Raw genomic sequence first — 25,281 nt, forward strand, 5'->3', positions numbered from 1 at the left:
CTCGATTTCACTCCGCGGTTGCTCTTCCTGTCGACACGCCAACCATTGACAATGGGCGGTCGGGCTGGTTCCTTATTCATATAAATGACTATCTCTTATGGTCCTGTCGTTTCACGAGGGGGGGAGCCGGCATGTTTCAATGGTATCGGCAGATCACGCCGGTTGAGCAGCGCACCTTCTGGGCCTGCTTTGGCGGTTGGGCGATGGACGCCCTCGACATGCAGATGTTCGGTCTGGTCATTCCCGCCCTGATCGCCAGTTGGAGCGTCAGCAAGACCGATGCCGGGCTGATCAGCGGTCTGACCCTCATCACCTCGGCCTTGGGCGGGTGGCTGGGGGGAGCCCTTTCGGACCGGATCGGACGGGTCAAAGCCCTGCAGATCGCCATCATCTGGTTCGCCGCCGCGACTTTCCTCGCCGCTTTTTGCCAGAATTTCGAACAGTTGCTGATCCTGAAGGCCATGCAGGGCCTGGGCTTCGGCGGCGAATGGGCGGCCGGAGCGGTATTGATCGCCGAAATCATCCGCCCTGAGCATCGCGGCAAGGCCCTGGGCACGGTCCAGAGCGGTTGGGCCGTCGGGTGGGGCGCCGCCGTCCTGCTCTATGCGGCGGTCTTCTCGCTGGTACCGCAGGATCTCGCCTGGCGGGTCATGTTCGGCATCGGTCTGATCCCCGCCCTTCTGGTCATCTATGTGCAGAGGGCCATCCCCGAGCCCACCAGGGCCGCCGCCGCCACATCCGGTTCCAAACAGGGGTTCACCACCTCGCTGCTGGGCATTTTCTCCCCCAAAACCCTGCGCGTGACCTTGATCGGCGGTCTTTTCGGTTTCGGCGCGCACGGCGGCTATTACGGCCTGTTCACCTGGCTGCCGACCTTTCTCAAGACCGAGCGCGGTCTTTCGGTCATGGGCACCGGCCTTTATCTGGGCGTCATCATCGTCGCCTTCGGCTGCGGTTGTCTGGCGGCGGGGCAACTGCTCGACCGTATCGGACGCCGGCGGACGGTGGCCCTGTTCGCGGTGGGATGCACGGCGGTCACGGTTTCCTATCTGTTGTTGCCGATCGGCGGTGGGTTGATGCTGGCCCTGGGCTTCCCCCTCGGTTTCTGCGCGGCGGGCATTCCCGCCAGCATGGGGGCGTTGTTCAACGAGTTGTATCCGGCCGGCATTCGCGGGTCCGGCGTCGGCTTTTGCTATAATTTCGGCCGAATTCTGGCGGCCGGCCTACCGGTCCTGATCGGCCATATGAGCGGCAGCATGTCTTTGGGGGCGGCCATCGGCATCGATGCCAGCATCGCTTACAGTCTCGTCGTTCTGGCCGTCCTCATGCTGCCCGAAACCCGCGGCAAGGCGCTTGACGGGGCGGTCGGCTCGGGAACGTTCTCAAAAGACTGACCGAGGAGGACTTTGTGGCCATCGATTGCCACGCTCATGTCTTTACGCGCGATTTGCCGCTGGCCGGGGAACGTCGCTACGCCCCCGACTACGATGCGACGATCGCGCAATATCTGGCGATGCTCGATGACAACGGCATGTCACACGGCGTGTTGGTGCAGCCGAGTTTTCTCGGCACCGACAACAGCTATATGCTGGAAGCGCTGACATCGATGCCGTCGCGTCTGCGCGGTATCGCCGTGGTGGCGCCCGATATCGAGACAGATGCCTTGCAGGTCTTGGATCGGCAAGGTGTCGTCGGAGTGCGCCTCAATCTTCTGGGGAGGCCCGATCCTGTTTTCACTAGCCGGGAATGGAGCCGCCATCTCGGGGATATCTCCCGCCTCGGCTGGCAGGTCGAGCTGCAGGCGGAGGCCGGCCGTCTACCGGCACTCTTGCCTCCTCTGCTGGCCAGTGGCTGCACCGTGGTCGTCGATCATTTCGGCAAGCCCGACCCGGTGGCGGGCATCGATGACCCGGGCTTCCGTTACCTTCTGTCGGTCGGCAAAAGCCGCCAGGTCTGGGTGAAGCTGTCGGCGGCCTATCGCAATGGCTCCGCCGGCAGGGCGATCGCACAGGCGGCAATTCCCCTACTGAAAGCGGAATTCGGCCTGGATCGATTGGTCTGGGGCAGTGACTGGCCGCACACCCAGTTCGAAAGGGTGGCCAATCCGGCCGAGGCCCGTCAAATTCTCAGTATATGGCTGCCCAACGCCGCCGAATGCGACCAGGTTCTGGACGGTTCGCCACGCAAGCTGTTTCGCTTCGGGGGATAGCTGGTCGAGGACCAGGTGCCGGGAGGCGGGCTCGAAGAGGCAAGCCCGCCTCGGCGATGGCGGCGGTTCCTTGTGCTGAACCGGTGGAGTTTCAGGACGCCGCGGATTCGGCGGCCAGGGCGCGGGCCAGCTGGCTCAAGGCCTCCTGGTGGCGTTCGTTGACGATGCTTGAGAAGTTCCTGGCCAGTTCCAGGCACATGCGCTGCCGGGATGTCAGATCCTGGTTGCGCTGCTCATCCAGTCCTTCAAAAAAATAGCCGACCGGCACGCCCAGAACATGCGCGGTCTGATGAAGGCGTCCGGCGGAAATCCGATTGATGCCGCGTTCGTACTTATGCGCCTGCTGATAGGTAACTCCGATCAGGTCGGCCATCTGCTGTTGGGAAAGACCCAGCATAATGCGGCGTTCACGAATGCGGGCGCCGACATAATGATCCGCGTCATTGGCCCGGGGACGGGTCGGTGTGTTTGCCATCGTAATTCTATCCTTAAGCCGGCCCAGGGGGGGGCGATAGGGGGATCGCGGACCCGGTCGGCATCCATAGGTTGTTATCTCTGGCCGAAAAAAAACGTGAACTCGCGCTCACGTCATACGGCACGCATGGAGAATAGCGCGAAAGGCATATACTTGCAATATGCAAACATGTGACCGAGAGTTGGGCTGCCCTGCATAACGCTTCCGGTGCGCAAAAGTTGAAGCAGTGCTATGAATGAGTCCGACACAGCCTTAGGGGACAATCGCGTGAGGCCAAACAACGCCTCCGCTTTGGCGATCGCGGCTTTGGTCGAGCAATTGGGGCGTCAGGTCCAGAATCTCTGCTTTACGAGAGAGCTGGCCCCGGTCCAGTGGTCGGCCTTGCGCTACTTTGCCAAGGCGGGTTCATCTGCACGAACGGTCAGCGGGTTGGCCGCTTACACGGGCGTCAACGTCAGTTCCGCGTCGCGGACCATCCAGCTTTTGTTGACCAAGGGGCTGGTGAGAACGGAGCCGGATCTTGGTGATAGCCGTATCCGCGTGGTGTCCTTGAGCCAGGCCGGACTGGACTTGCTGAACCGCGATCCGTTGGCCGCCCTGGCGAACGCGCTGCACACTCTTGATCATGAGGAGCAGGCGTCGTTACGGGATCTTCTGGAAAAAGTTCTGTTCGAGCTGTTTCCCAAGCCGTTCAAGACGGATGGCGCGTGAGCCGCGCGACGGCAGCCAGGAGGTCTGCGTCTTCGAACGGCTTGATCAGAACGGCGTCGGCTCCGTGCGCTTCGACCACGGAAAGCGACAGTTCGATCGGCGGGAAGGCCGGGCCGCCTCCGGTCACGACGATGACCGGCAGGTCGGGACGCTTGGCCTTGGCCTTTCTCAGGAAGGCGATACCGTCTTCTCCCGGCATCCAGATATCGGTAATCGCCAGATCGATTTCCTGTTGGTCGAGGATTTCCAGTGCCGATCCACCGTCGGCGGCCGACAGCACGTCGTGCCCACCAAGGGTGGCGAGGACCGCGACGATGGCGCGTCGCACCGCGTCGGCATCTTCCACGACCAATATTTTCGCCATTTCGTTCGATCTCTTTAAGCTGCTTTGCCGGGAATGGACCCCGCCATCTCCGTCCGCGGTTCAATAATAGAGAATAGGACGTGGCGCTTCTCAACGCGCCCTTGATGGAAACCTAGCACAGGGATTTCTCACTGGGGAAAAGAATCCTTATGGATGTTCCCTTGCCGAGGGTGGAGGACAAGCTGATGCTTCCCTCGAAACTGGCGACGATGCTTTGCACGGTCGACAAACCCAGTCCGACGCCTTTTCCGAAAGGCTTGGTGGTGAAAAAAGGATCGAGAGCCCGGAGTACGATCTCGCGCTCCATGCCGGCACCGGTGTCGATCACCAGCAATTGCACATGGTTGCCGGGTGACAGACCGAGGACGACCGATTCGATCAGGTCGATCTCGCAAGGGGTGAGTTCGATGCGAATAGTGCCCGATCCCTCGATGGCATCTATGGCGTTACGCACCAGATTGCTGAGGATCTGAAACATCTCTCCCGATGCCAAGGGGGCCCGCCAGCCGGTGGCATGGAGATCGGTGTCAAGCGTGATACGATCCGGGACGGTGGGTCTGATCAGGTCGAGGGCGCCGCGTAATTCCTCTTCCACCGATCGCTGTTCGCGGGACACGGTCTTGTTTCCCGCCAGTGTCAGGACCGAGCGCACGATCTCCCTCCCGGCGCGAACGCCTTTCTGGATCTCGTGCAGATGTGTCGCGGCCTGTTCGTTGTCGGGGGCGGCATGCAGCGCCAGGGAGGCGTGGCTCAGGATCGGTTGCAAGACATTGTTGATTTCGTGGGCGATCTGTCCGGCCATGCGTCCCAGTGCCTCGAACAGATGGCGCTCGGATTCACGCAGCGCCGCCGAGCGTCTGGCCGCCATGTCGAGGGTGGTGACCAGAATGGAACCGGGCGGGGCGTTTTTGCCTTCGACCGGGGTGAACAGCAGTTGCGTCTCGGTGGGGCCGTGGGGCGTGTCGAGAATGATTTCGCAGCGCACTCCCTTCGGATCGTCGATGGAATGGGGCAGAGGACTCGATGAGGCGCCCTCCAGAAGGGGGCGAAGCGGCTGGTCGAGAATATCGGGCAGGGAACGGCCGAAAAGGTCGGCGAAATGGGAATTGGCGGCGTCGATGACGAAGGGCCCTTCGGCGGAGCGCCGCAACGTGGCGAGAGATCTGGGGCTGGCGTCGATCAGGGACTGCATCGCCTCGCTCTTGGCATCGAGCCGGGCCGTCTGGTCGGATTGATACATGACGACCAGCAGCAAGAGAGAGATGATGAGGGTCGCGGCGATGATCAGGATCATCTGGGCGCGCCAGACCGTCAGAATGGCGGCCTCCGGCATGGAGATCGCCACGAAGACGGGAAAGCTGTCGAGCACGCGTCCGCCGAGAACGCGGGCATCGCCGGTCACCACGCTGATATTCCGGGAAACCGCGACCTTATTGCTCTGCAACATGCGGGAGATGTGGCCGTTCAACAGCCTTTTTCCGAGAAGGGTCTCGTCAAAAGGATTTCGCGACAGGACCATGCTGTCGCGGCGGAGCAGGGTGACGGCGCTGCCGCTGACCAGATCCAAGTCGCGGAACAGGGCCATGAAAAACGCCGGATCCAGGGCCGCCATGACGGCGCCGCGGAAACTGTGATCGGGGTTTTCCAGGCGCAGGCTCAAGGGGATAAGCCAACTTCCCGGTGAAAAGCTGCTTTTCATCGGTGGAGAAATGATCAGGTCGCGTGTCGGCGTATCCCGGGTCGAGGCGAACCACTCCCGGGTCGTCACTGTGTGATCGTCCGCCGGCTGGGGAAAGTTGTTGAGATAACGGAAACGCCCCTCGGCATCGACGATGGAGACGGAATGAAGATAGGGCGCGAGTGCCTGGCGGGAGGTGAGCAGTTGTTCGGCCTTGGCCAGTTCGAACCCGTTGTCGCTTTCAATGATATGGCGGGTGGCGAGCAGGATCGTTTCCGTATCGCGGAACACCACTTCGCTTTCCGCCGCGATGACCCGGGTCATGTTGCGGATATCGGTCTCCGCATCCTTGATGGCGGCGTTGCGCAGATAGACCGCGGCGAGAAGGGCGCCGCCCCAGATCAGGATCAGCAGCGACCAGGAGCCCCAAGTCATCGGCGATAAGCGGATGGCGGCCCAGGCTTTCACGCATTTGCGCTCGATGATCTGTTTCAGCGTCGCCTCGCTCGCAGGATGGTCTTGTTTAACGCCGCCAATTCCTTTCCGCAATGCTCCCCCCTTTCCGAATGCCGTCGCGCGCCACATGTTTAGGGTCTGGAAAGGGAGAGTTCATGATTGACGCGGCGGTGATCAAGACCTTGACGGTGCGCGATGGGCGGAAGGCGGTCTTCGCCATTCTGCGGGATTGGGTGGGGATTTTCGCCGCCATCGCCATCGCGCAATGGGCAGGGAATCCGCTGGTGACGATTGCCGCCCTGTGGGTGATCGGGGCGTTCCAATATGCTTTGGGGGATGCCCTGCTGCATGAGGGGGCGCATGGCAATTTGTTTGCCGAGAGGAAACTCAACGAGCGGCTGGACGTTGTCTATGGATTGCCCTTCCTGCGCACCATGGAGGCGTTCAAGACCGAACATCTGCGCCACCATGGCCAACTGGGCAAGTCCGGAGATTATCTTGTCGAGGATTATCGACGCTTCGGATTAGATCGTCCGCATAATATCGCCTGGGTCTGGCTTTTGCGGCCCCTGATCGGCTGGCCCGCATGGCATTATCTTCGGCAATTGCGCGGATTATCGCCTAAAAGCGCCCGGCGTCTGGCGACAGCCTGGGGGGTGGCTTTCGCTGTCGCTTGGGCCACCGGCCTGCTGGGGCCATTTCTGTTGTATTGGGTTGTGCCCTTGCTCTGGTGCCGGTACGCGTTCTTTTACTGGTCCGAGATCGCCGATCACTACAACACCGTGGCGGGGGTTCGGACCCGGTTGCATCCCGTGCTGAACTGGTTTCAGCACAACAAGGGCTACCACGCGGCGCATCACCGTTTTCCGGCGGTACCATGGTTCAATCTGCCGGTTGCCCACATTCAACTCGATCAGATCGAGACTGCGGATTTATCCTCCGGTCCGTTGGAGACCTGGAGACAGCTCCGCCGCGCGCACGGCGGAGCCTCTCCGGTTGACGCCATTTGATGGCGCCTATCGCTCGCAGCGAAACTCAGCGCTCGATCATGACCTTGACCGTCCGGTCCCGTTCTGCGGCCCAGTAGGGCAGGGCCTTGGCGGCGTCGTTGAAAAGGAAAACCTTGGAAATGAGATCGTCCGGTGATTCGGAGCGGTTCTCCAGATAGGTGATGACGTCTTCGAAATCCGCCGCCGTGGCGTTGCGCGAGCCCATGATGTCCAGTTCCTTCAGATTGAAGAACTGGGTCTTGTAGGAGACGGGCTCCTTGGCATAGCCGATATAGACGACGCGCCCGGAGAACCCGGCGAGATCGATGGCCTGGGTGAAGGTGGCGGGCAGTCCCACCGCCTCGATGACGACATCGGCCCCATCCCCCGCTGTCAATTCCATCACGCGCTCGATGACGTTCTCGTCCCTCGCGTCGATGGTATGGCGGGCGCCGTAGCGTTTGGCCAGATCCGTCTTGGCGGCTCCGATGTCGATGGCGATCACTTCGGCGCCGCGATGAGCCGCGCCGGCGATGGCACCCATGCCGATCATGCCGCAACCGATGACGACCACCTTGTCCGTGGCTTCCACCCGGCCGCGCCTCACCGCGTGGAAGCCGACCGACAGCGGTTCCACCAGGGCCAGATGACGGGGGGCGAGGGTGTCGTTCAGAATCAACTTCCCATAAGGCAGCGCGATCCGTTCGGCCAATCCGCCATTTTGCTGGACGCCGAGCGTGCGGTTGCTGCGGCAGGCGTTGAATCGTCCCTTGCGGCAGGACGGACAGGTCCCGCAACTGGTATAGGGAACGACGATCGCCCGTTTGCCGGGGGCAAAGGCGGCGGGAACGCCGGGGCCGACGGCCTCGATCTCGCCGCCGATCTCGTGGCCGGGAATCCGGGGAAGTTCGACCAGCGGATTCAGCCCCTTGAAGGTGGCGAGATCGGATCCGCACAAGCTGACGTGACGAACCGCCAGCAGCACCTCGCCCGGACCCGGCAGAGGATCCTCCACCTCGTGGAGTGCGCAGGCGTTAACGCCCTCGATCATCAAAGCTTTCATTTCCGAACTCTCCCGTTCCCGGAAGCGGATCACTTTTTGTGGATACCGCCCTCCGGCTAAAAAACTATTATCGATAAAAAACAATTTGACCGGTCAGTTGTCAAAATGTTTTTTAACGACTAAAATCTTTCTGTAAAAAACAACCGGCTTGTGCGTCTCTATTTTGAGAGCGAGGGCGTACGGCAATGAAGACGAATACAATTTTTAAACGTGCCTATAACCGCTGCCTGGCCGGCATCGCGGAGCGCCGGATCGGTGACGACCTGGGGCCGGAGACGGCTTTGGCCCAATCGCTGGCGATCAGCCGGACCACCGTTCGTTCAATTCTCGACGCGCTTATCGACGCCGGCATCGTAACGGTGGCGGGACGGCAAAAAATTGTGACCCGCTATCCAGAAGAAGTAGAGTATTTTCCAGACTTTCAGACGGAATCCGTCGAGGAAATTATTGAGAGAAAGTTTATGGAGTGGACTCTGCGTGGTGATTGCCGTGCGGGTCAGCACATAAATGGACTTGATCTGGCCAGGCAGTTTGGTGTTTCGCCTTCAGCCATTCGAGAATATCTTAATAGATTTAGCCATTATGGATTTATTCAACGGATGCCCAACAGCAGTTGGGTCTTTCTCGGGTTCAATAACGACTTTGCCGAGGAGCTCTGCGATGTTCGTGAACTTTTTGAATTAAGGGCGGCTCAACAGTATTGCGAATTGGATAAAGCTCATCCTGTATGGAAAAAATTAGATATTTTGGAGCGTCAGCACATACTTCTTCTCTCTGAAATAGAGACGAGATTCTGTGATTTTTCGGAACTCGACGAACGGTTTCATCGTCTTATCTATAGTGCATCGCATAACAGGTTCATGGATAATTTCCATGCCACAATGAGAATTGTCTTTCATTATCATTACCTGTGGAACAAGGCGGATGAAAAAGAACGCAATATTGTGGCGATCCAGGAGCATCTCGCCTATATCGCGGCGCTGAAAAGCGGGGATCGGGAAGCCTGTCTGACGGCCGCCCGGGCTCATATGCGGACGGTTCGCGCCACCATGCTCAGTTCCATCACCCTCTCCCCCACCGCCCTCACCGGGGGCTGATCCGCCTATTTCGGCGGCTGATCGTTTTCCGAAATATCGGACGGGCGTTGATCGCGCGATGGCGGTGTTCTTCCGAATTATTCACTTAAAACGAGTGTTGATAAGCCATTGTGGTTTTTTCAAATACATTTTGTCATTAAAAAACATATTGAGATGTGGTGAATTTTTATGTTTTTAATCATTAGAGAACAACATCGGATGGGGTTAGAGGCCTGATTGAGCGGGCCCGCCCCCCGGTTATCGGAGAATGAAATGTCCACGACGATCACCAGGGTCACAGCCCGAGATATCCGTTTCCCCACATCGAAAAGCCTCGACGGATCCGACGCGATGAACGCCACGTCGGACTATTCGGCCACCTATGTGACGTTGGAAACCGATTCTTCCCTGGGTTTGCAGGGCCATGGCCTGACCTTCACCATCGGACGCGGCAACGAACTGTGCGTGGAGGCGGTGAAGTCGCTTGCGAAGCTGTTCGTTGTCGGCCGGACGCTGGAGGACATCACCGCCAATTTCGGCGCTTATTGGCATGAGATCGTCGCCGGTGACTGCCAGTTGCGATGGGTCGGTCCCGAAAAGGGCGTCATTCATCTGGCCACGGCGGCCATCATCAATGCGATTTGGGACCTTTGGGCCAAGCAGGCCGGCAAGCCGGTGTGGAAGCTGCTGGTCGACATGTCGCCGGAAGAATTGGTCCGCTGCGTCGACTTCACCTATCTGACCGACGTGCTCACGCCCGAGGAGGCGATCGCCCTTCTGCGCCGGGTGGAACCCGGCAAGGCGGCCCGCGAACGTGAAATGCTGGAACAGGGTTTCCCCGGCTATACCACGGCTGCCGGGTGGCTCGGTTATTCCGAGGAGAAGATGCGCACCCTGGCGCGCGCGGCGGTGGCCGACGGCTGGACTCATCTCAAGCAGAAGGTCGGCGCGGATATCGAACAGGATCTCCGCCGGGCCCGCATCCTGCGCGAGGAACTGGGGTGGGACCGCAAACTGATGATGGACGCCAACCAGACATGGGATGTCGATCAGGCCGTCGAGAACATGCGCAAGCTGGCGGCGTTCGATCCCTGGTGGATCGAGGAACCGACCAGTCCCGACGACGTTCTGGGGCATGCCGAGATTCGCCGGCGCATCCATCCCATCGGCGTGGCCACCGGGGAACATGCCCATAACCGGGTGATGTTCAAGCAGTTCTTCCAGGCCAAGGCTTTCGATTTCTGCCAGTTGGATCCGGCCCGCCTGGGTGGCCTGAACGAGGTTCTCGCCGTGGTTCTGATGGCAGCGAAGTTCGGGGTTCCGGTCTGCCCGCATGGCGGTGGCGTCGGCCTTTGCCAGTATTCCCAGAACATCGTTCTGTTCGATTACATCGCGGTGGCGGCATCCCTGGAAAACCGGGTTTTGGAATATGTCGATCATCTTCACGAGAATTTCGTGGAACCGATCGTGATCAGGCGCGGCCGCTACATGCCGCCCAAGCTTCCCGGATACAGCGTCACGATGAAGGAGCAGTCCCTGGACCGCTTCGCCTATCCGCACGGCGCGGAGTGGATCTCCTGAAGCTCCATCCTACTGAAGCAAAATAAAAAAATGCCGCCGCCATCGGGTGATGGACCGGGGCATCGTCAAACGGAGGAAATGATGACTACGACGGCGACGGTTCACGCGGACGCCCTGGCGAGGGCGATCAAAAAATCGGCGGTACGGCTGCTTCCATTCCTGGCCCTCATGTATGCGTTGTCCTTCGTCGATCGGGCCAATGTCGGATTTGCCAAGATCGCCTATCAGGCAGATACGGGCATCAGCAATGCCGCCTATGCCTTCGGTGCCGGCATCTTCTTCATCGGCTACGCCATCTTCGAAGTGCCCAGCAATCTGATCCTGCACAAGATCGGCGCGAAGATCTGGATGAGCCGGATCATGGTGACCTGGGGCATGGTTTCCGCCTCCATGATTTTCGCGACGACCGAAACCTCCTTTTATGTCGTAAGGTTCCTGCTGGGAGCGTCCGAAGCCGGTTTCTTCCCCGGCGTCATTCTGTTCCTGACCTATTGGTTCCCGGCCAAGCAGCGTTCCCGCGCCTTGGGCTTGTTCTATTTCGGCGTGCCTTTGGCCATGCTGTTCGGCAGCCCCCTTTCGGGCTACCTGCTGGATATGCACGGCATGTTCGGCTTCACCAACTGGCAATGGATGTTCATCGTCGAGGGGCTGTCGGCTTCGGTCGTCGGCGTCATCGCCTTCTTTTACCTGGACAGCCGTCCGAAAACGGCCAAATGGCTGGCCGAGGACGAGCGGGCCGCGCTGATCTCGGAAATCGAGGCGGAAGAGGCGGTCAAGGTGAAGAACGCCCCCAACTCGGTGTTCGGCGTGTTGAAAAGCGGCCGTGTCCTGCTGTTCATCGCCATATATTTCTGCATCCAGATCGGCAATGCGCCCCTGGCCTTCTATCTTCCCTCGAAGCTCGCCTCCTCGATGGGCGGGCAGGTTAATTTCATGGTCGGTCTGCTGCTGTCGGTTCCATGGCTTTGCACCATCTTCGCCATGCGTCTGGCCACCAAATTCGCCGATCGCCACGACAATCACCGCGTGGTCGCCACCTGCATGCTGGCGGCCGGCATTCTGGCTTTCGCCTCGCTGTCGGTGATCACCACTCCGGTCCTGACGGTTCTCGCCTTCTGCATCGCCATTCCCGGATTGGTGGCCTGCCAGCCGGTGTTCTGGAGCCTGCCCACCCGTTATCTGGGGGGAACGGGCGCCGCCAGCGGGATCGCCTTCATCGTGTCCATCGGTAATCTGGGCGGCTTCGTTTCGCCGCAGATCAAAGCCTATGCCGACACCCTTTCCGGAAACACCAATACCGGCTTCCTGGTGGTGGCCATCCTGTGCTTCGTCAGCGTGTTGCTGATGTGCACTCTTCCCCATCAGCCGGCGGCCAAGCCGGTGGCGGTCGGCTCCGAGGTGGAAACCGCCTGATTGCCGAACGGTTTCCGTGTAAGAAAAAAGAAGCGTGTTCCGCGTAATCGGGACACGCTTCTTCTTTTTCATCCCGCAAGATGATATTGAGGGCGCTTCGACTTCGCCTGCGAAATTTGCGCTTCACGCGCGGACATTGACATGAGAAACGCCGCTGAGGCACTCTCGCGGGCCACGGAGAAGGGCTAGAATGCTTTCGGCAAAAGCGAAATATGGTCTCAAGGCGGCGCTCTATCTGGCCGAACGGGAAGGTGAGGGCGGTATTCTGGTGGCGGATATTGCCGAAAGTCAGCGAATTCCCAAGAAGTTCCTCGACACCATCCTGCTCGAACTGAAGAACAACGGTCTGTTGTCCAGCAAGAAGGGCAAGGGGGGGGGATATATGTTGGCCCGCCCCGCGTCCAAGGTGATGGTCGGGCAGATCGTGCGTATTCTGGACGGACCCATTGCGCCGGTGGCCTGCGTCAGTCAGACCGCCTATCGTCCTTGCACCGACTGCACCAGCGAAGACGCCTGCCTGATCCGGCGGGTCATGCAGCGTGTGCGCGACGCGACGGCCGAAATTCTCGACAACACCAGTTTACGCGATATGGCGACCGCGCCGCGACCTCCGGCCGTTCTCAATTACGAAATCTGATCGCCCTTCCGGGCGGGCGTCATCGCGTCGGATGGGGCTTTTCGACCAGCCGCCATTCGAAGTGCGGGGTGTTGTCATAGACCCGGACGAGCGCGCGGGAGGCCTCGTCGCCGTTATTGAGATGTCGGGACAGGGGCCAGGCGATGGCCATGACACCTGCCGCGATCAGCAGGGCCTGGCGATATTGGCCGATCAAATCGCGCAGTTGACGAACCCACATTTTCCATCTCCGTAGTCCAGGCCGTCGGCAAGCGTGACGGATCTCCTGTTTCCAGAACGTTTTGCGGCTTGTTGTTCAAGCCCTTGGCCTTGGCGCACGCCTCTGCGTGCTTGGCCCGAGAAGCGTCATCGGCAACTGTAGGGCCTTTCCCCGTAAGGCTTCGACGGGGGAATTCATCAAAATTCCATAAACGTCCGGCCGTTGTGCGCTCAGATGCTGTAATCATCATGACGGGGCAGGCGGGTGGTGAAGGTCCCGCCCAGCAGACCCGCCAGCAGACGCAAGTCGGGCAGGATGTCGAGAAGCAGTGTCTCGGCGCCACCGCCCAGCAGAATGCCGGTTCCGCCATCTTCCGTCATCAGTTCCAGCCCGGTGCGGCCGATCTGGTCGATCGGCGCCTGCGGGGCGTCGATGGCATAGCTGATCATGTAGGGAACCTTGAGAGTCTCCAGCAGCAACGCCGCATCGATGGCAAAAGTGGGGTCGCGGGCGTCGTCCGCCGGCGGATCGATGAAGACGAAATCGGGGGCCGCCCGCAGCGAGAGTTGCGAGCGCAGGAACGAAAACCAGTCCAGGCTCCAGAAGCGGACCCAGGTTCCCTCGCGGTAGCCCCGTCCCTTGGCGACCAGGGTCGCGTCGATGTCATTAACGTCGATTTCGACCACCAGGCGTTCGCCGCCGGCCGACCCGATCACCCGCCCTGCCAGCACCCAGGAGCCGGGATGCTCATCGTCCGGTAGATGCGGTTCCAGCCCGGCGAAATAATCATCGGCGGCAAAGGAACGCCGTTCGGCGAACAGACGATCGAGGAGTGGACCGGGTTTGGGAATACGGCCCGAACCGGCATGGGTGTCCACATAGCAGAACGGAATGGCGCCATCGGCCGCCTGGGCAGCGGTCATCCTGGCCATTCGTCCCAGCGCCCGTGCCAGGATGAAATGATTCCACAAGGTCCTTCGGGCATCCGCCATCGTGGTAGCCGTCCAGACATGAGAAAGCGCAGCCGCCATAATCAGCATTAATTTCATGTTATTACTAATTGAAATAACATAGCACAGATGTTTTGAGGGAGGGAAACGTCCATCGCTATGCCTTTCGCGAGGGAGTTGCCGGTTCTTGGATCTTTCCGCGCGCAAAGGGCGATCTGGCGAAAGGCCCATTGAAAGCGCATATTTTCCAAATGAAGACCGTAAAATCAGACTGGCTACCTCTTTTTCCTCAATTCCAGGCACTGGACGCCGAGACCGCTCGCTCGCTGAGGGACGGCGCCCGGCTGGTCACTCTGCCGGCGGGGACGGTCCTGTTCCGCGAAGGAGAGCTTTGCGACAATTTCCTGCTGTTGCTGCATGGCAAGGTCCGCGTCCAGAAGGTCGCCGCGTCAGGACGCGAGATGGTGCTCTATCGGGTGGAAAGCGGCGAAAGTTGCATCCTGACCACCTCCTGCCTGATGGCCAGCGAGGCCTATAGTGCCGAAGGCGTCGCTGAAACCGAGGTTCGAGCGGCCGTCGTCGGCGATGCCCTGTTCCACGATCTGCTCGGGCGGTCGGCGGTTTTCCGACGTTTCGTCTTCGGTGCCTGCGGTCAGCGTCTGGCCGATCTGCTGTGTCTGCTCCAGGAGGTGGCTTTCGGCCGTATCGATGTTCGTCTCGCCCAGATACTGCTCGATCAGCCCGTCAGGGAGGGAGCGATCCGGACCACCCATCAGACGCTGTCGGTCGAATTGGGGACCGCCCGCGAGGTGGTCAGCCGTCAGTTGAAGGATTTCGAACGCCGCGGTTGGGTGAAGCTGGGGCGCGGATCCATCGTACTCTTGCAGCCGGACGCATTGGCGGCCGTGAGCGATCCCCGCTCCCTCCTGTGACTAGGTTACAGACGGAGGCCCCTTTTGGATGGTCTCCTCTCCGTCGTTATTCCAAGCAACCAAGGGCTCATGAAACGATGACGCATCGTTTCTCGGCTCCTTGATGGTGGAGGACCACGCGGATGTTCGGAAAAAATATCGGTCTTATCGATCGAGCCGCCCGGGCCGTGCTCGGATTAGCTTTGATCATCTGGGCTCTTCTCGGCGGGCCGCTGTGGGCCTGGATCGGCGTCTTGCCTCTGGCGACGGCGGCGGTTTCCTTTTGCCCTGCCTATGCCCTATTGGGGCTGCGGACCTGTCCCCGACCGAAAAGCTGAAATCCGTCATGTGGCATGACATCGTGTTGGCCTTGGCCGGCGGCTGCTTGATTGGCCTGGCGGCGGGTCTGTTCTATCTGGTCAACGGACGGATTCTGGGCATCAGCGGTCTTGCCCAATCGCTGCTCGGTCGCTGGCCGGCCCGGGCGTCGGAGTCCGTGCTGTTTTTCGCAGGCTTGCTGGTTGGCGCGCTGGTTCTTGCCGATCCGGCCAGATCCCTTGCCCTGGTTCCCACGCCCAGGCTGCTTTTCGCCGGTCTGCTTGTCGGGATCGGCGTTCGCCTGGCCAATGGATGCACCAGTGGCCATGCGGTTTGCGGGCTGGCCAGGGGGGCGCGGCGTTCTTTGGCCGCGACCGCGTTTTTCATGGCGAGCGCCGCGCTGACCGTCATCCTGGTGAAAGTGATCGGATCATGATGCGGAGTGTCGTTGCTGTCGTCGCCGGCCTGCTGTTCGGGGCCGGCCTGGCACTGTCGGGGATGGTCGACCCCGCCAAGGTTCTTGGCTTTCTCGATATCACCGGGGCATGGGATCCCAGCCTCGGAGGTGTGATGGCGGCGGCGATCCCGATGACCGCGTTATTCTATTATCTGGGACGCCGTCGGGGCGTTTCTCTGTCGGGCTCGCCTTTGCCCGAACCGCCTTCGAAGGTGATCGACGCCCGTCTGATCGGTGGCTCCATCATCTTCGGCATCGGATGGGGGTTGGCCGGGTTGTGCCCCGGGCCGGCCATCGCCGATCTCGCCCTGGATGGGCGGGTGCTGCCGTTCGTCGTCGCCATGGCGGTCGGCATGATCCTGGTAAAAGCGATCCGGAGAATTCCCATCATTCATTGATTATCCCGGCGAGCCGTTGATCTGGGCTGTTCGCCGCTAAGGGCCCGTTCCGCGATAACCGCGCCGACGTGGTGGTCGCGGGCACTAAGCCCGAGTGGCGTCTGAGCCAGGGTTTCCGCGGATGCGGAAACTCAACACTGATGACTTCAAGGGCCGTTATAATAAGGAGAGAGCACGATGGTTAAGGATTGGCAGAAGATCGCGGGCGACCTGGGCGGGGCCATCGCCAAGCTGCATACGGGCATTCCCGATGTGATGAAGGCGTTCCGCGCCATGGACGCCGCCGTGTCCACCGACGCGGCCTTGTCGCCGAAGACCAAGGAACTGATCGCCCTCGCCCTCGGCGTCGCCGCCCGCTGTGACGGCTGTCTGGCCTTCCATGCCAAGGCCGCCCGCAAACATGGCGCCGCGCGCGAGGAAATTCTCGAGACCATCGGCATGGCCATCTACATGGGCGGTGGCCCCTCGGTCATCTATGGCGCCCAGGCCTTGGAGGCCTTCGATCAGTTCAGCGCCGCCGACTGATAGACCTTTACAGGATTCATCTTGTCATCGGAGTGTCACGTGGCTGTGGAGGAGGAAAGAGGCAGTATGTGCCCGTCTTTTTCCACAGCCAGGAAATTCCGGTTATGAATGCCAAGATGTTCGTTTTCGCCGCCATGGCGACGGTGGCCCTGACGGCCAATGCCGAGGCCCGCGATCAGATCAGGATCGTCGGTTCCTCGACGGTTTATCCCTTCGCCACGACCGTTGCCGAGAATTTCGGCAAGACATCCGGCTTCAAGACGCCGGTGGTCGAAAGCACCGGATCGGGCGGCGGCTTCAAGCTGTTCTGTGCTGGCGCCGATGAGAACACTCCCGACGTCACCAACGCCTCCCGCCGCGTTACCGCCGGCGAAGTGGCGGCCTGTGCCGCCAACGGCGTCAAGGACATCACCGAAATCGTCATCGGATACGACGGCATCGTGATCGCCAATGCCAAGGCCGGTCCGAAATATGCCCTGACCAAGGAACAGATTTTCAAGGCGATCGCCAAGACTGTCCCCGTTGACGGCAAGCTGGTGCCCAACCCCTATAAGAAGTGGAGCGACGTCGATCCCTCCCTGCCGGCTGAAGCCATCGTCGTCTTCGGCCCCGCCTCCAACCATGGCACCCGCGACGCCCTGGTCGAGCTGGTGATGGACGAGGCCTGCCCCAAGTTCCCCGAGATCAAGGCGCTCTCCGGCGATGCCAAGAAGGTGGCCTGTGATGCGGTGCGCGAAGACGGCGCCTTCATCGAGGTTTCGGAAGACTATAGCCTGGTCATGCAGAAGCTGCAGAGCCAGCCGCACGCCGTCGGTGTCCTGACCTTCAGCTATCTCGATCAGAATGGCGACAAGATCAAGGCGGCGACCGTCGACGGCCAGACCGCGACCTACGAGAATATCGCCAGCAGCAAATATCCGGTGTCCCGTCCGCTCTATTTCTACGTCAAGAAGAGCCACGTCGGCGTGATCCCCGGCATCAAGGAATACATTGCCGAATTCACCTCCGAGAAGGCGTGGGGCAAGAACGGTTATCTGGCGAGCAAGGGCCTGATCGCCATGCCTGACGACCAGCGCAAGGCGGAAGCGGCGAAGGGCAAGGATCTGAGCAATCTGGCCCTGTGATTGACTTCCGGCGCTCGTGTTTCACGGGTGCCGGTTCCTTTTCAAACCCGGCGCGGGGACATCTCCCGCGCCGGGTTTCCTGTTTAAAACGGCAGAAAGCCTTTCTGCCAGAAATAACGGCCGACCATCGAGAAGCAGACGACGACGATGAGCGGGCGGATCAGGCGCGCGCCGCCCTTGATGGCCGCGTGCGTGCCGGCGTAGGCGCCGATGACCTGGCCGCAGACCATCACCATGCCGACCAGCCAGAGCACCTTGCCGCCGGCGATGAACAGAATGAGCGAGGCGATGTTGGTGGCGAAGTTCAGGACCTTCGCGACCGCCGTCGCGCCGATCAGGCTCTGTCCACGGAGCGAGACGCCGACCAGCGAGAAGAAGGATCCCGTCCCCGGTCCGAAGAAGCCGTCATAGAAGCCGATGATCGGCACCAGCACGAAACGATAGAGGCCGCCGCCGAGCCGGGGTTTGCCGTCAACCTCCCCGGCATTGGGAGCCAGCAGGAAATAGAAGCCGATTCCCAGCAGGATCAGCGGAATGATGGCGTCCAGGGCCTTGGGGTTGATCTGCTGTACGGCGATGGTGCCGAGCGCCGCCCCGAGGAAGGCGGCGATGAACGGGACCCGGACGTCGGCGAAGCGGACCTGGCGCTTCTTCAACATGGTGAGGGCTGCGGTGAAGCTGCCGGAACAGCCCTGCAATTTGTTGGTGCCGAGCGCCAGCAGGGGCGGAAGCTGCACCAGAAGCAGCGCCGGGATGGTGATCAGTCCGCCACCGCCGGCCATGGCGTCGATGAAGCCGGCGGCCATGGCCACGAAAAACAGCAAAGCGAGCACGTCACCGTGGAGTGTGAAGTCCATTGAAGACACCTGGATTGCGCGCCGATCGACGCGGTGGGGCGTCGCCGCGCCCCTGAGGGAAGCGAATGGAAAATCCAGGGCAGGTGATACAGCATGCGTGATCGCGGGTCGAGAGGGGTCAGTCGATCAGGCTGCCGTCCTTGAAGAAGGGATGCCGCGCCCCGTAGTCGCCGATCACCATGGTATGGGTGACCAGGCCGGACCTCGGCACCCAGAGATGCAGAAGATAACCGGGGGGTTCCATGATGAAACGCGACGGAGCGTCCGGCGCCAGGTCAAGGGCCACCTGATGGGCTGGGCTGGGGGCGCTGACCACCGGACGCCCGCCGACCTGGGCGTGGATCGGACGGTGCAGGTGCCCGCAAAGAATCCGCTGGATGTGGGGGTGTCGGGCCACCACCGCGGCGAAATCCGGAGCGTTGTCGAGGGAAATGGCGTCCATGTGAGTGACGCCGCAAAGAAATGGCGGATGATGCATGGCGACGATGGTCGGTTGCCCGGGCTTTTCCGCCAGCGTCGAGTCCAGCCAGGCAAGGTCCTCCGGATCGAGGTGACCGCCCCCCGATCCGGGACGCAGGGTATCCAGGCAGATGATGCGGATCGGCCAGTTTTCGATGACCGAATGCAGACGGCCGGGGCGCCTGGCCCAAGGCGCGTCCGGCCAGGCGGCGCGCATGGCCTCCCGGTCGTCGTGATTGCCGGGCAGCAGATAGACCGGCAGGCCGAGGGGGGCCAGCAATTGCTTGAAATGGGCGTATTCGTCCGGCGTACCGAAGTCGGCGAGATCCCCGGTGAAGAGCACCAGATCGGGTTGAGTGTCCTGGCGTGCGAGATGGGCGAGGCAGGCCGTCAGCGCGGTCGAGGTATCGACTTGGCCGTAGGCCAACCGTCCGGGCGTCTTGATATGGGTATCGGATATCTGGGCGATCAGCATCGGTCCGTCCTTCACGAAGGCATGACGCCCGTCTCCCGCGGAGAAGACGTGCTGGTAAGCGAGAGGATTTCCAACGGTACCGTCGCGCCGACGGCGAGGTCAACCGGCCCCATCAGGTCGACGGTGACCGGCCCGGCACCGATGCCGTCGATCAGAAGGCGGGTGCGATCTCCAAGAAAGAAGGCGGCGCTCAAGGTTCCCCGGACATGGGCCCGTTCCGTTTGGGTCAGGCGGGCATGTTCGGGGCGGAACAAGGCGTTACCCGGACCGTCGGATCCGGGGACGCCGTTGGCGCCGGCGGGAATGCGTCCTCCGGCGCAATGAAGCCAGCCATCCTTCCATTCACCGTCGACCCGGTTCATCAGGCCGACGAATTCGGCGACGAACAGGTCGGACGGCTGATGATAGATCTGATGCGGCGTGCCGATCTGGGCAATGCGGCCGTGACTCATCACGACGATCCGCTCGCCCAGGGCCATCGCCTCGGCCTGGTCGTGGGTGACATAGACGGCGGTGGTGCCCAGTTGCCGCAGCAAGCCGTTGATTTCGACGCGAAGGGTTTCGCGCAGTTTGGCGTCGAGCGCCGTCAGCGGTTCGTCGAACAGCAACAGCCTGGGGCGCGGCGCGATGGCGCGGGCCAGGGCGACCCGTTGCCTTTGTCCGCCCGACAACTGATCGATGGAGCGCCCGGCCAGCGCCTCGATGCGCATCATGGCCAGCAGTTCATCGACCCGTTTGCGGCGTCGCTCCCTCGGCATGCCGGCGATCTTGAGGCCGTAGCCGACGTTCTCGGCCACCGTCATGTTGGGGAACAGGGCATAGCTTTGGAACACCATGCCGACCTTCCGCCGTTCGATCGGCGCTGCCGTCACGTCCTGGTCGTCGAACCACACCCGGCCACCGGGGTCGGGGATGTCGAGCCCGGCGATCAAACGGAGAAGTGTGGTCTTGCCGCAGCCCGACGGTCCCAGGAAAGCCAGCGTCTCTCCGGCTCCGATGGAAAGGTCGAGCGGCTGGAGCGCTTTCGTGCCGTCCGGGAACGTCTTGGCGCAGCCTTCCAGGCGCACGGCCAAAGCTTTGTCGTTGAAGGTCATCGTTGGCTCTTGAATGCAGGAATACTCGTCAAAATGTGCGTCCTTGCACTGGGGCGTGTGGGAAATTGGCCAGATGCACTTTTTCCTCCCGATGGTTTCGGTGCGCTCCGGCTTTTTTAGAAACCACCAAGACACCAAGGCACCAAGGCGCCTTTCGGATCACCCGGCCGGCAGCCGATGACAGGGCGGGAAAATGCCTGAGGTACACTCCGCCGCCTTGGTGTCTTGGTGCCTTGGTGGTTCAAAATATCCGGGGCACCTTTCACGGCACTGGGGACCCAGAGGTCATCAAGGCCTGGCACGAAGGTCATGAATGTCACACTAGCTTTTCGATCGGCGGGACGCCGATGCCGCGGCCAGTTGCAGCAGGATCAGCGCCGGTACGATCATCAGCAGGAAAACCACGGTATAGGCGCTGGCGATTTCCATGCGCATCGAGGCATAGGCGTCGGCCAGTCCGACCGGAAGCGTCTTGGTCAGCGGCGTGTGCAACATCCAGGTCATGTTGAATTCGCCGATGGAAAGCGTCACCACCATCAACGATCCGGCCAGGATGCCCGGACGGGCATTGGGCAGCACCACCGTCGCCAGACGGCGAAAGGGGCCGGCGCCCAGGCTGGCGGCGCCTTCCTCCAGGGTCGGGACGTCGATGGCCGACAGCACCGCCAGAACCGAGCGAACCATGAAGGGCAGGGTGAACAGCACATGTCCGACCAGGATGAAGGCCGAACTGTTCCGGAAGTCATGCAGGCCGCCGTAGAGAATGATCAGGGCGAGCGCGGTGGCCAGGCCCGGCACGGCCACCGGCAGCATGATCAGTTCCTCGACCAGGCGGGTCCAGCGGCTCTGCCGGCGGACCAGCACATAGGCCAGGGGCACGCCCAGCGCCAGATCGCAGGCAAGGCAGGCCAGGGCGACGGCGAGCGAACGGGCGACGGTTTCGGCATAGAGCGCCCAGACCTGTTCGATCCATTGCAGGGTCAGGCCGCCGGCCGGACCTCGTTGCCAATTGAGACTGACGCCGGCCAGCATCGACAGGGCGACCGGCAGGATCAGGAAGGCGCAGACGGCGATGGTGAACGCCATCTGCGGCCAATAGAGGGGACCTCGGCGGGTCGTCGTCGTCATGCCGCCGCCGCCACGCCCGCCCCGGTCGCATTGCGGGCGAGGGCCAGGACCGCCCAGGTGACGACGCCGAGAACGAGGCTCAACGCCGCCGCCGTCGCCATGTCGGCGAACAGGGTGAATTCGGTATAGATCGTCATCGGCAGCACCGAAATGCGCGTGGCCAGGGTGAAGGCCGTTCCGAAGGCGCCCATCGAGGTGGCGAAGCACAGGGCGCCGGCCCCGATCAGGGCGGGGCGCAGGCCCGGCAGCAGGACGTCGCGGATCACGCGGGCGGGCGACGCCCCCAGCGAACGGGCCGCCTCTTCCAGCGCCGGGTCGAGTTTTTCGGCGGCGGCCATGATGGTGAGCAACACGCGGGGAATGGAAAAATAGAGATAGCCGAGGAACAGTCCGCCCATCGAATAGGCGAAGACCGGCTTGCCCGCGCCGATGGTCTGGGCGATCAGGCCGATCAGGCCCTGCCGGCCGGCCATCAGAATCACCATGAAGCCGACCACCACGCCGGGGAAGGCCATGGGCAGGGTCAGCATGCCGACCAGCAGGTCGCGTCCGCGGAAATCATGCCGGCTGAGAAAGACCCCGGTGATGCCGCCGATGATCAGGGTCGCCCCGGTGACGGCCATCGAAAGCAGGATGGTGGAAACCAGACTGGCCAGATATTGGGGATGGGTCAGCACCGCCAGATAGGCATTCCAACCGGTGGGGCCCGTCCCGGCGAACAGCGCGAGACGGGCCATCGGCAGCAGCCAGAAGGCGGTGAAAATCGCCACGGCCGGCATGGCGAGCACGACCAGCATGCGCCCGCCGCCGGAGATGCTGCTCAATGCACCTCCGCCTGATAACGATCGGTGAAGCTTTTCTGGACCTCGGCCATGTGGCCGTAATCCACGGTGCGGGCTCGCGCGTAATCGCTGTCGGGAAGGAATTTCGCCGCCACCTCGGGGGGGAGCGCGGTGGTCCGGACCGGCCGCAGGAAGGCCTTGGCCCACAAGGTTTGCCCTTCGTCGGACAGCGTGAAGTCGAGTACCTTGCGCGCGTCGGCGGCGTGCGGCGCTCCCTTGGTCAGGGTCATGACGTAGGGCACCGTCAGCGTTCCCTCCTTGGGGATGACGAAAACGATGTTGGCGTTGTCCTTGTATTTGGCGCGGTAGGCGTTGAAGTCGTAATCGACGAGAATGGGAATCTCGCCCGAGAGCGCCCGCGCGTAGGACGTCTGTTTCGGTACGATGGGGTCGTTCTTCGACAGGGCCTGGAAATAGGCGATACCGGGCGTGAAGTCGTCGAGCGTGCCGCCTCGGGCCTGATTGATCGCCACCGCGCCCACATAGCCGACGAATGCCGAGGTCGGGTCGAGATAGCCGACCATGCCTTTGTAATCGGGCTTCAGAAGATCGGCCCAGGACTGCGGAACGGGTTTGCCGCCAAGGGCATCGACGTTGACCAGGAGGCCCAGCGTTCCCGAATGGATGGTGAACCACTGGTCGTCGGGATCCTTCAATCCGGCGGGAATCTCATCGGCCTTGGCAGGCCGGTAGGCGGCGGTGATTCCTTCCTTCTTGGCCTGGATTCCGAAGGTGACGCCGAGGTAGGCGACGTCGGCGACCGGACTGGACCGTTCCGCCAGCATCTGAGCCAGGGCCTGACCGGAGTTCTTGTTGTCGAAGGGTATCGTGATGCCCAGGCGGTCCTTGATCGCCTTGATCTGAGCCGCCCAGTCGGCCCATTCCGGCGGGCAGTTGTAGCAGATGGTCGTCTGGGCCTGGGCCATTCCCGTCAGGGAAGCGGTTTGAGCCAACGCCAGCAGAAGGCCGAAAAGCAATCGTCGCAGCAAGAGAGTCCCTCCTCGTCGACGCCCCGGAAGCCGGGGCGAATGGTCGGGACAAAATGGACTGTTCTGGCCGAACGATCTAATGACGCTTTCTTGACAAATCGGCCGCGCAAGCCTTGAGCTGCGCTTGGTTTGCGAGGAAAGCGGAGGGAACTCTAGCCAGCCAGAACCATATCTTTCGGCTTAGCCAGATATTTGGCGAAGGTCTGATCGTGGGTCTTGATATGGTCGACGACCAGACGTTTCAGCATGGTGATTTCGCTTGCCGTCATTTCGGAATCACCGGCCACGAAGCCATCCTCGACCTTGCGTAATTGCTCGATCAGATGATCGTGTTCCATTTCATGCCCGCCGATGTCGGGATAGGCATGCAGTCGCATCAGCAGTTGCTCCGACATGAAATGAATATTCGTATATTCGACCAGTTGATTGAGGATGGAGGAAATGTCGCTGCGGCCCCGACCCTGCTGGAGGCTTTGTTCGAGAGCCTGGATCAATCCGATCTGAACCTTGTGTTCCGCGTCCATTTCGGTGTGGTTGGTTTTGGCATCGTCTTCTTGCTTCATGAAAAGCCCCTCCGGCAGGCCTGGATGCAATTGGACATTGACCGGGGTGTTGCGTCAATCGGGAAACGTCGCCATGGACAGAGCGGGGCGGGAGGCCTAGCGTCGAAGGCTTCGAAAGGGGGCTGTCACCGGCCTCGTTCATAAATGAAGTGGGGTCCCGGCGAGATGATGACCGGTTCCGCGACCGAACAACCGACGAAGCCCGGGAAGCCGGGGGTGCCGCGCGAGTTCCGCCTCGATTTTTTTCGCGGTCTCGCCCTGATCTTCATTTTTCTCGATCACATTCCTTCCAATGCCCTGAACTGGCTGACGATCCGCAATTTCGGATTTTCCGACGCTTCCGAGGCCTTCGTCTTCATCGCCGGCTATTCGGCCGTTCTCGCCTATGGGCGGCGTCTCGACGTCAATGGCTTCGTGTTCGTCGCCGCGCGAATTTACAAACGATGTTGGCAGCTTTACGTCGCGCAATTGCTGTTGTTCATGGTGTTCACGGCGCAGGTTGCGTATACGATGGAAAAGTTCAATAATCCAATGTATAGCGAGGAGATGGGGATCGTTAATTTTTTTAATGAACCGCATATTACATTAATGCAGGCGATACTTCTAAAATTTCGTCCGACGAATATGGATATATTGCCGCTCTATATAGTGATTTTGGCCACCTTTCCGTTCGTTCTTCTGGGGTTGCGACATTTTCCGAAATGCGTTCTGCTGATTTCGGGATTGGTCTATCTGGCGACCAGCCGCTTCGCGTGGAATTTTCCGACATGGCCGGATGGAACCTGGCTGTTCAACCCGCTGGCCTGGCAGTTCCTGTTCGTTCTGGGGGCAGCCGCCGGCGTTGCCCATGGTCGCCCCTGGATGCGTCGTTTTCGCGCCTGGGTCGTTCCTCTTGCCGCGCTTTATCTGTTATTCGCTTTGTTCGTCGTATCGACGTGGCACTTTCCGTTCCTTGAGATCTATCTGCCGGATCGGCTTGAATCCATGCTCTATCCGATCGACAAGACGGATTTGTCACCCTTGCGGCTCGTCCATTTCTTCGCTTTGGCCTATCTGGTCATTCTGGCCGTACCGGCCGACAGCCGGCTCATGAAGTGGCGCCTGCTGCAGCCGGTGATCCGGTGCGGACAGCATCCGCTGGAAATCTTTTGCCTGAGCATCTTCCTGTCCTTCGCGGGGCATATGCTGCTGGTTGAATTGAGCGACACCCTGGCCGCGCAGGCCGCCGTCAGTGTCGCCGGGATCGTCCTGATGGTCGCCGCGGCCTATTACCTCGGCTGGTATCGGAAGTTGGAAAAATCCGCAGTGGCGGGCCGGGGGGCATGATGCGGGAGCGGAAC

The 25,281-nt window shown here is 61.1% G+C and carries 28 protein-coding genes; 15 read left to right on the forward strand and 13 right to left on the reverse strand.

Annotated features, from left to right (window positions below; genetic code table 11):
• Positions 1–131 precede the first annotated feature (131 nt).
• Positions 132–1,394 carry an MFS transporter gene (locus tag CWS72_RS08805; protein WP_101250220.1) on the forward strand — a complete coding sequence of 421 codons (1,263 nt, stop codon included), beginning with the start codon at positions 132–134 and terminating at the stop codon, positions 1,392–1,394.
• Between the two features lie 14 nt (positions 1,395–1,408).
• Positions 1,409–2,209, forward strand: coding sequence for an amidohydrolase family protein (locus CWS72_RS08810; protein WP_199175600.1), 801 nt, complete (start codon positions 1,409–1,411; stop codon positions 2,207–2,209).
• Between the two features lie 91 nt (positions 2,210–2,300).
• Here the strand turns inward: CWS72_RS08810 and CWS72_RS08815 are convergent, their stop codons facing one another.
• A complete protein-coding gene (locus CWS72_RS08815; RefSeq protein ID WP_101250222.1) occupies positions 2,301–2,684 on the reverse strand; it encodes a helix-turn-helix domain-containing protein in 384 nt (127 codons plus the stop codon).
• Between the two features lie 267 nt (positions 2,685–2,951).
• Here CWS72_RS08815 and CWS72_RS08820 point away from each other — a divergent pair, with 267 nt between their 5' ends.
• On the forward strand, positions 2,952–3,395 hold the full coding sequence (locus tag CWS72_RS08820) for a MarR family winged helix-turn-helix transcriptional regulator (RefSeq protein WP_158240565.1): 444 nt from the start codon (positions 2,952–2,954) through the stop codon (positions 3,393–3,395).
• Here the strand turns inward: CWS72_RS08820 and CWS72_RS08825 are convergent.
• Entirely contained in the window at positions 3,376–3,759 is a 384-nt protein-coding gene (locus CWS72_RS08825; protein WP_101250224.1) for a response regulator, read from the reverse strand. The two genes, CWS72_RS08820 and CWS72_RS08825, sit on opposite strands and share 20 nt — an antisense overlap.
• Positions 3,760–3,871: 112 nt before the next feature.
• Entirely contained in the window at positions 3,872–5,986 is a 2,115-nt protein-coding gene (locus tag CWS72_RS08830) for an ATP-binding protein (RefSeq protein WP_158240566.1), read from the reverse strand.
• 62 nt (positions 5,987–6,048) lie between these two features.
• Here CWS72_RS08830 and CWS72_RS08835 point away from each other — a divergent pair, with 62 nt between their 5' ends.
• Positions 6,049–6,903 (forward strand): fatty acid desaturase family protein, encoded by an 855-nt coding sequence (locus tag CWS72_RS08835; RefSeq protein WP_158240567.1) that lies wholly within the window; start codon positions 6,049–6,051, stop codon positions 6,901–6,903.
• A gap of 25 nt (positions 6,904–6,928) precedes the next feature.
• Here CWS72_RS08835 and CWS72_RS08840 read toward each other — a convergent pair whose 3' ends face one another.
• Entirely contained in the window at positions 6,929–7,945 is a 1,017-nt protein-coding gene (locus CWS72_RS08840) for a zinc-binding alcohol dehydrogenase family protein (protein ID WP_241911645.1), read from the reverse strand.
• Between the two features lie 185 nt (positions 7,946–8,130).
• Between CWS72_RS08840 and CWS72_RS08845 the strand changes: the two genes are divergently transcribed.
• From CWS72_RS08845 to CWS72_RS08860, 4 genes are all read left to right on the forward strand, one after another.
• A complete protein-coding gene (locus CWS72_RS08845; protein ID WP_101250227.1) occupies positions 8,131–9,042 on the forward strand; it encodes a GntR family transcriptional regulator in 912 nt (303 codons plus the stop codon).
• 252 nt (positions 9,043–9,294) lie between these two features.
• Positions 9,295–10,602, forward strand: coding sequence for an L-fuconate dehydratase (locus CWS72_RS08850; protein WP_101250228.1), 1,308 nt, complete (start codon positions 9,295–9,297; stop codon positions 10,600–10,602).
• Between the two features lie 78 nt (positions 10,603–10,680).
• Positions 10,681–12,015, forward strand: coding sequence for an MFS transporter (locus tag CWS72_RS08855; protein WP_199175601.1), 1,335 nt, complete (start codon positions 10,681–10,683; stop codon positions 12,013–12,015).
• Positions 12,016–12,205: 190 nt separating this feature from the next.
• Positions 12,206–12,652 (forward strand): RrF2 family transcriptional regulator, encoded by a 447-nt coding sequence (locus CWS72_RS08860; RefSeq protein WP_101250229.1) that lies wholly within the window; start codon positions 12,206–12,208, stop codon positions 12,650–12,652.
• A 19-nt stretch (positions 12,653–12,671) separates the two neighbouring features.
• Here CWS72_RS08860 and CWS72_RS08865 read toward each other — a convergent pair whose 3' ends face one another.
• Together CWS72_RS08865 and CWS72_RS08870 are read right to left on the reverse strand one after the other, a co-directional pair.
• Complete coding sequence (locus tag CWS72_RS08865) at positions 12,672–12,872, reverse strand: hypothetical protein (RefSeq protein ID WP_101250230.1); 201 nt, start codon at positions 12,870–12,872, stop codon at positions 12,672–12,674.
• A gap of 209 nt (positions 12,873–13,081) precedes the next feature.
• Complete coding sequence (locus CWS72_RS08870) at positions 13,082–13,843, reverse strand: hypothetical protein (RefSeq protein ID WP_101250291.1); 762 nt, start codon at positions 13,841–13,843, stop codon at positions 13,082–13,084.
• A 209-nt stretch (positions 13,844–14,052) separates the two neighbouring features.
• On the opposite strand from CWS72_RS08870, the gene CWS72_RS08875 reads away from it, so the two are divergent.
• The 6 genes from CWS72_RS08875 (at position 14,053) to CWS72_RS08900 (ending at position 17,534) form a co-directional block, all read left to right on the forward strand.
• Positions 14,053–14,733 carry a Crp/Fnr family transcriptional regulator gene (locus CWS72_RS08875; RefSeq protein ID WP_101250292.1) on the forward strand — a complete coding sequence of 227 codons (681 nt, stop codon included), beginning with the start codon at positions 14,053–14,055 and terminating at the stop codon, positions 14,731–14,733.
• 122 nt (positions 14,734–14,855) lie between these two features.
• Positions 14,856–15,050 carry a YgaP family membrane protein gene (locus tag CWS72_RS08880; protein WP_101250231.1) on the forward strand — a complete coding sequence of 65 codons (195 nt, stop codon included), beginning with the start codon at positions 14,856–14,858 and terminating at the stop codon, positions 15,048–15,050.
• Positions 15,051–15,058: 8 nt separating this feature from the next.
• Positions 15,059–15,466, forward strand: a complete 408-nt coding sequence (locus CWS72_RS08885; protein WP_101250232.1) for a YeeE/YedE family protein — start codon at positions 15,059–15,061, stop codon at positions 15,464–15,466.
• On the forward strand, positions 15,463–15,885 hold the full coding sequence (locus CWS72_RS08890; RefSeq protein WP_199175602.1) for a DUF6691 family protein: 423 nt from the start codon (positions 15,463–15,465) through the stop codon (positions 15,883–15,885). The genes CWS72_RS08885 and CWS72_RS08890 overlap by 4 nt, the downstream gene beginning before the upstream one ends.
• A 177-nt stretch (positions 15,886–16,062) precedes the next feature.
• On the forward strand, positions 16,063–16,410 hold the full coding sequence (locus CWS72_RS08895) for a carboxymuconolactone decarboxylase family protein (protein WP_101250233.1): 348 nt from the start codon (positions 16,063–16,065) through the stop codon (positions 16,408–16,410).
• A gap of 104 nt (positions 16,411–16,514) precedes the next feature.
• On the forward strand, positions 16,515–17,534 hold the full coding sequence (locus CWS72_RS08900; RefSeq protein WP_101250234.1) for a substrate-binding domain-containing protein: 1,020 nt from the start codon (positions 16,515–16,517) through the stop codon (positions 17,532–17,534).
• An 83-nt stretch (positions 17,535–17,617) separates the two neighbouring features.
• Here CWS72_RS08900 and CWS72_RS08905 read toward each other — a convergent pair whose 3' ends face one another.
• The 7 genes from CWS72_RS08905 to CWS72_RS08935 form a co-directional block, all read right to left on the reverse strand.
• Positions 17,618–18,391 (reverse strand): TSUP family transporter, encoded by a 774-nt coding sequence (locus CWS72_RS08905; RefSeq protein ID WP_101250235.1) that lies wholly within the window; start codon positions 18,389–18,391, stop codon positions 17,618–17,620.
• A gap of 118 nt (positions 18,392–18,509) precedes the next feature.
• Positions 18,510–19,325 (reverse strand): phosphodiesterase, encoded by an 816-nt coding sequence (locus tag CWS72_RS08910; protein ID WP_101250294.1) that lies wholly within the window; start codon positions 19,323–19,325, stop codon positions 18,510–18,512.
• An 11-nt stretch (positions 19,326–19,336) separates the two neighbouring features.
• A complete protein-coding gene (locus CWS72_RS08915; protein ID WP_101250236.1) occupies positions 19,337–20,419 on the reverse strand; it encodes an ABC transporter ATP-binding protein in 1,083 nt (360 codons plus the stop codon).
• Positions 20,420–20,740: 321 nt separating this feature from the next.
• Positions 20,741–21,547 carry an ABC transporter permease gene (locus CWS72_RS08920; protein WP_101250237.1) on the reverse strand — a complete coding sequence of 269 codons (807 nt, stop codon included), beginning with the start codon at positions 21,545–21,547 and terminating at the stop codon, positions 20,741–20,743.
• Positions 21,544–22,371, reverse strand: coding sequence for an ABC transporter permease (locus CWS72_RS08925; protein WP_241911646.1), 828 nt, complete (start codon positions 22,369–22,371; stop codon positions 21,544–21,546). Before CWS72_RS08925 ends, CWS72_RS08920 begins: the two co-directional genes overlap by 4 nt.
• Positions 22,368–23,378, reverse strand: coding sequence for an ABC transporter substrate-binding protein (locus tag CWS72_RS08930; protein ID WP_338056167.1), 1,011 nt, complete (start codon positions 23,376–23,378; stop codon positions 22,368–22,370). Before CWS72_RS08930 ends, CWS72_RS08925 begins: the two co-directional genes overlap by 4 nt.
• Positions 23,379–23,530: 152 nt before the next feature.
• Positions 23,531–23,941: a bacteriohemerythrin gene (locus CWS72_RS08935; RefSeq protein ID WP_146002686.1), complete on the reverse strand. Its 411-nt coding sequence runs from the start codon at positions 23,939–23,941 to the stop codon at positions 23,531–23,533.
• Between the two features lie 165 nt (positions 23,942–24,106).
• Here CWS72_RS08935 and CWS72_RS08940 point away from each other — a divergent pair, with 165 nt between their 5' ends.
• The gene (locus CWS72_RS08940) at positions 24,107–25,267 is read left to right on the forward strand and encodes an OpgC family protein (protein ID WP_241911647.1); all 1,161 of its coding nucleotides are present in this window, start codon (positions 24,107–24,109) and stop codon (positions 25,265–25,267) included.
• Positions 25,268–25,281 lie beyond the last annotated feature (14 nt).

The organism is Telmatospirillum siberiense (genome assembly GCF_002845745.1).
GTDB classification, from domain to species: domain Bacteria; phylum Pseudomonadota; class Alphaproteobacteria; order Rhodospirillales; family Magnetospirillaceae; genus Telmatospirillum; species Telmatospirillum siberiense.

Excerpts from the sequence above, each read along its gene's own strand:
- CWS72_RS08805 (WP_101250220.1), top strand. The coding sequence starts at position 132 with ATGTTTCAATGGTATCGGCAGATCACGCCGGTTGAGCAGCGCACCTTC.
- CWS72_RS08815 (WP_101250222.1), bottom strand. The coding sequence starts at position 2,684 with ATGGCAAACACACCGACCCGTCCCCGGGCCAATGACGCGGATCATTAT.
- CWS72_RS08825 (WP_101250224.1), bottom strand. The coding sequence starts at position 3,759 with ATGGCGAAAATATTGGTCGTGGAAGATGCCGACGCGGTGCGACGCGCC.
- CWS72_RS08835 (WP_158240567.1), top strand. The coding sequence starts at position 6,049 with ATGATTGACGCGGCGGTGATCAAGACCTTGACGGTGCGCGATGGGCGG.
- CWS72_RS08840 (WP_241911645.1), bottom strand. The coding sequence starts at position 7,945 with ATGAAAGCTTTGATGATCGAGGGCGTTAACGCCTGCGCACTCCACGAG.
- CWS72_RS08845 (WP_101250227.1), top strand. The coding sequence starts at position 8,131 with ATGAAGACGAATACAATTTTTAAACGTGCCTATAACCGCTGCCTGGCC.
- CWS72_RS08850 (WP_101250228.1), top strand. The coding sequence starts at position 9,295 with ATGTCCACGACGATCACCAGGGTCACAGCCCGAGATATCCGTTTCCCC.
- CWS72_RS08855 (WP_199175601.1), top strand. The coding sequence starts at position 10,681 with ATGATGACTACGACGGCGACGGTTCACGCGGACGCCCTGGCGAGGGCG.
- CWS72_RS08860 (WP_101250229.1), top strand. The coding sequence starts at position 12,206 with ATGCTTTCGGCAAAAGCGAAATATGGTCTCAAGGCGGCGCTCTATCTG.
- CWS72_RS08865 (WP_101250230.1), bottom strand. The coding sequence starts at position 12,872 with ATGTGGGTTCGTCAACTGCGCGATTTGATCGGCCAATATCGCCAGGCC.
- CWS72_RS08870 (WP_101250291.1), bottom strand. The coding sequence starts at position 13,843 with ATGGCGGATGCCCGAAGGACCTTGTGGAATCATTTCATCCTGGCACGG.
- CWS72_RS08875 (WP_101250292.1), top strand. The coding sequence starts at position 14,053 with ATGAAGACCGTAAAATCAGACTGGCTACCTCTTTTTCCTCAATTCCAG.
- CWS72_RS08880 (WP_101250231.1), top strand. The coding sequence starts at position 14,856 with ATGTTCGGAAAAAATATCGGTCTTATCGATCGAGCCGCCCGGGCCGTG.
- CWS72_RS08885 (WP_101250232.1), top strand. The coding sequence starts at position 15,059 with ATGTGGCATGACATCGTGTTGGCCTTGGCCGGCGGCTGCTTGATTGGC.
- CWS72_RS08890 (WP_199175602.1), top strand. The coding sequence starts at position 15,463 with ATGATGCGGAGTGTCGTTGCTGTCGTCGCCGGCCTGCTGTTCGGGGCC.
- CWS72_RS08895 (WP_101250233.1), top strand. The coding sequence starts at position 16,063 with ATGGTTAAGGATTGGCAGAAGATCGCGGGCGACCTGGGCGGGGCCATC.
- CWS72_RS08900 (WP_101250234.1), top strand. The coding sequence starts at position 16,515 with ATGAATGCCAAGATGTTCGTTTTCGCCGCCATGGCGACGGTGGCCCTG.
- CWS72_RS08905 (WP_101250235.1), bottom strand. The coding sequence starts at position 18,391 with ATGGACTTCACACTCCACGGTGACGTGCTCGCTTTGCTGTTTTTCGTG.
- CWS72_RS08910 (WP_101250294.1), bottom strand. The coding sequence starts at position 19,325 with ATGCTGATCGCCCAGATATCCGATACCCATATCAAGACGCCCGGACGG.
- CWS72_RS08915 (WP_101250236.1), bottom strand. The coding sequence starts at position 20,419 with ATGACCTTCAACGACAAAGCTTTGGCCGTGCGCCTGGAAGGCTGCGCC.
- CWS72_RS08920 (WP_101250237.1), bottom strand. The coding sequence starts at position 21,547 with ATGACGACGACGACCCGCCGAGGTCCCCTCTATTGGCCGCAGATGGCG.
- CWS72_RS08935 (WP_146002686.1), bottom strand. The coding sequence starts at position 23,941 with ATGAAGCAAGAAGACGATGCCAAAACCAACCACACCGAAATGGACGCG.
- CWS72_RS08940 (WP_241911647.1), top strand. The coding sequence starts at position 24,107 with ATGATGACCGGTTCCGCGACCGAACAACCGACGAAGCCCGGGAAGCCG.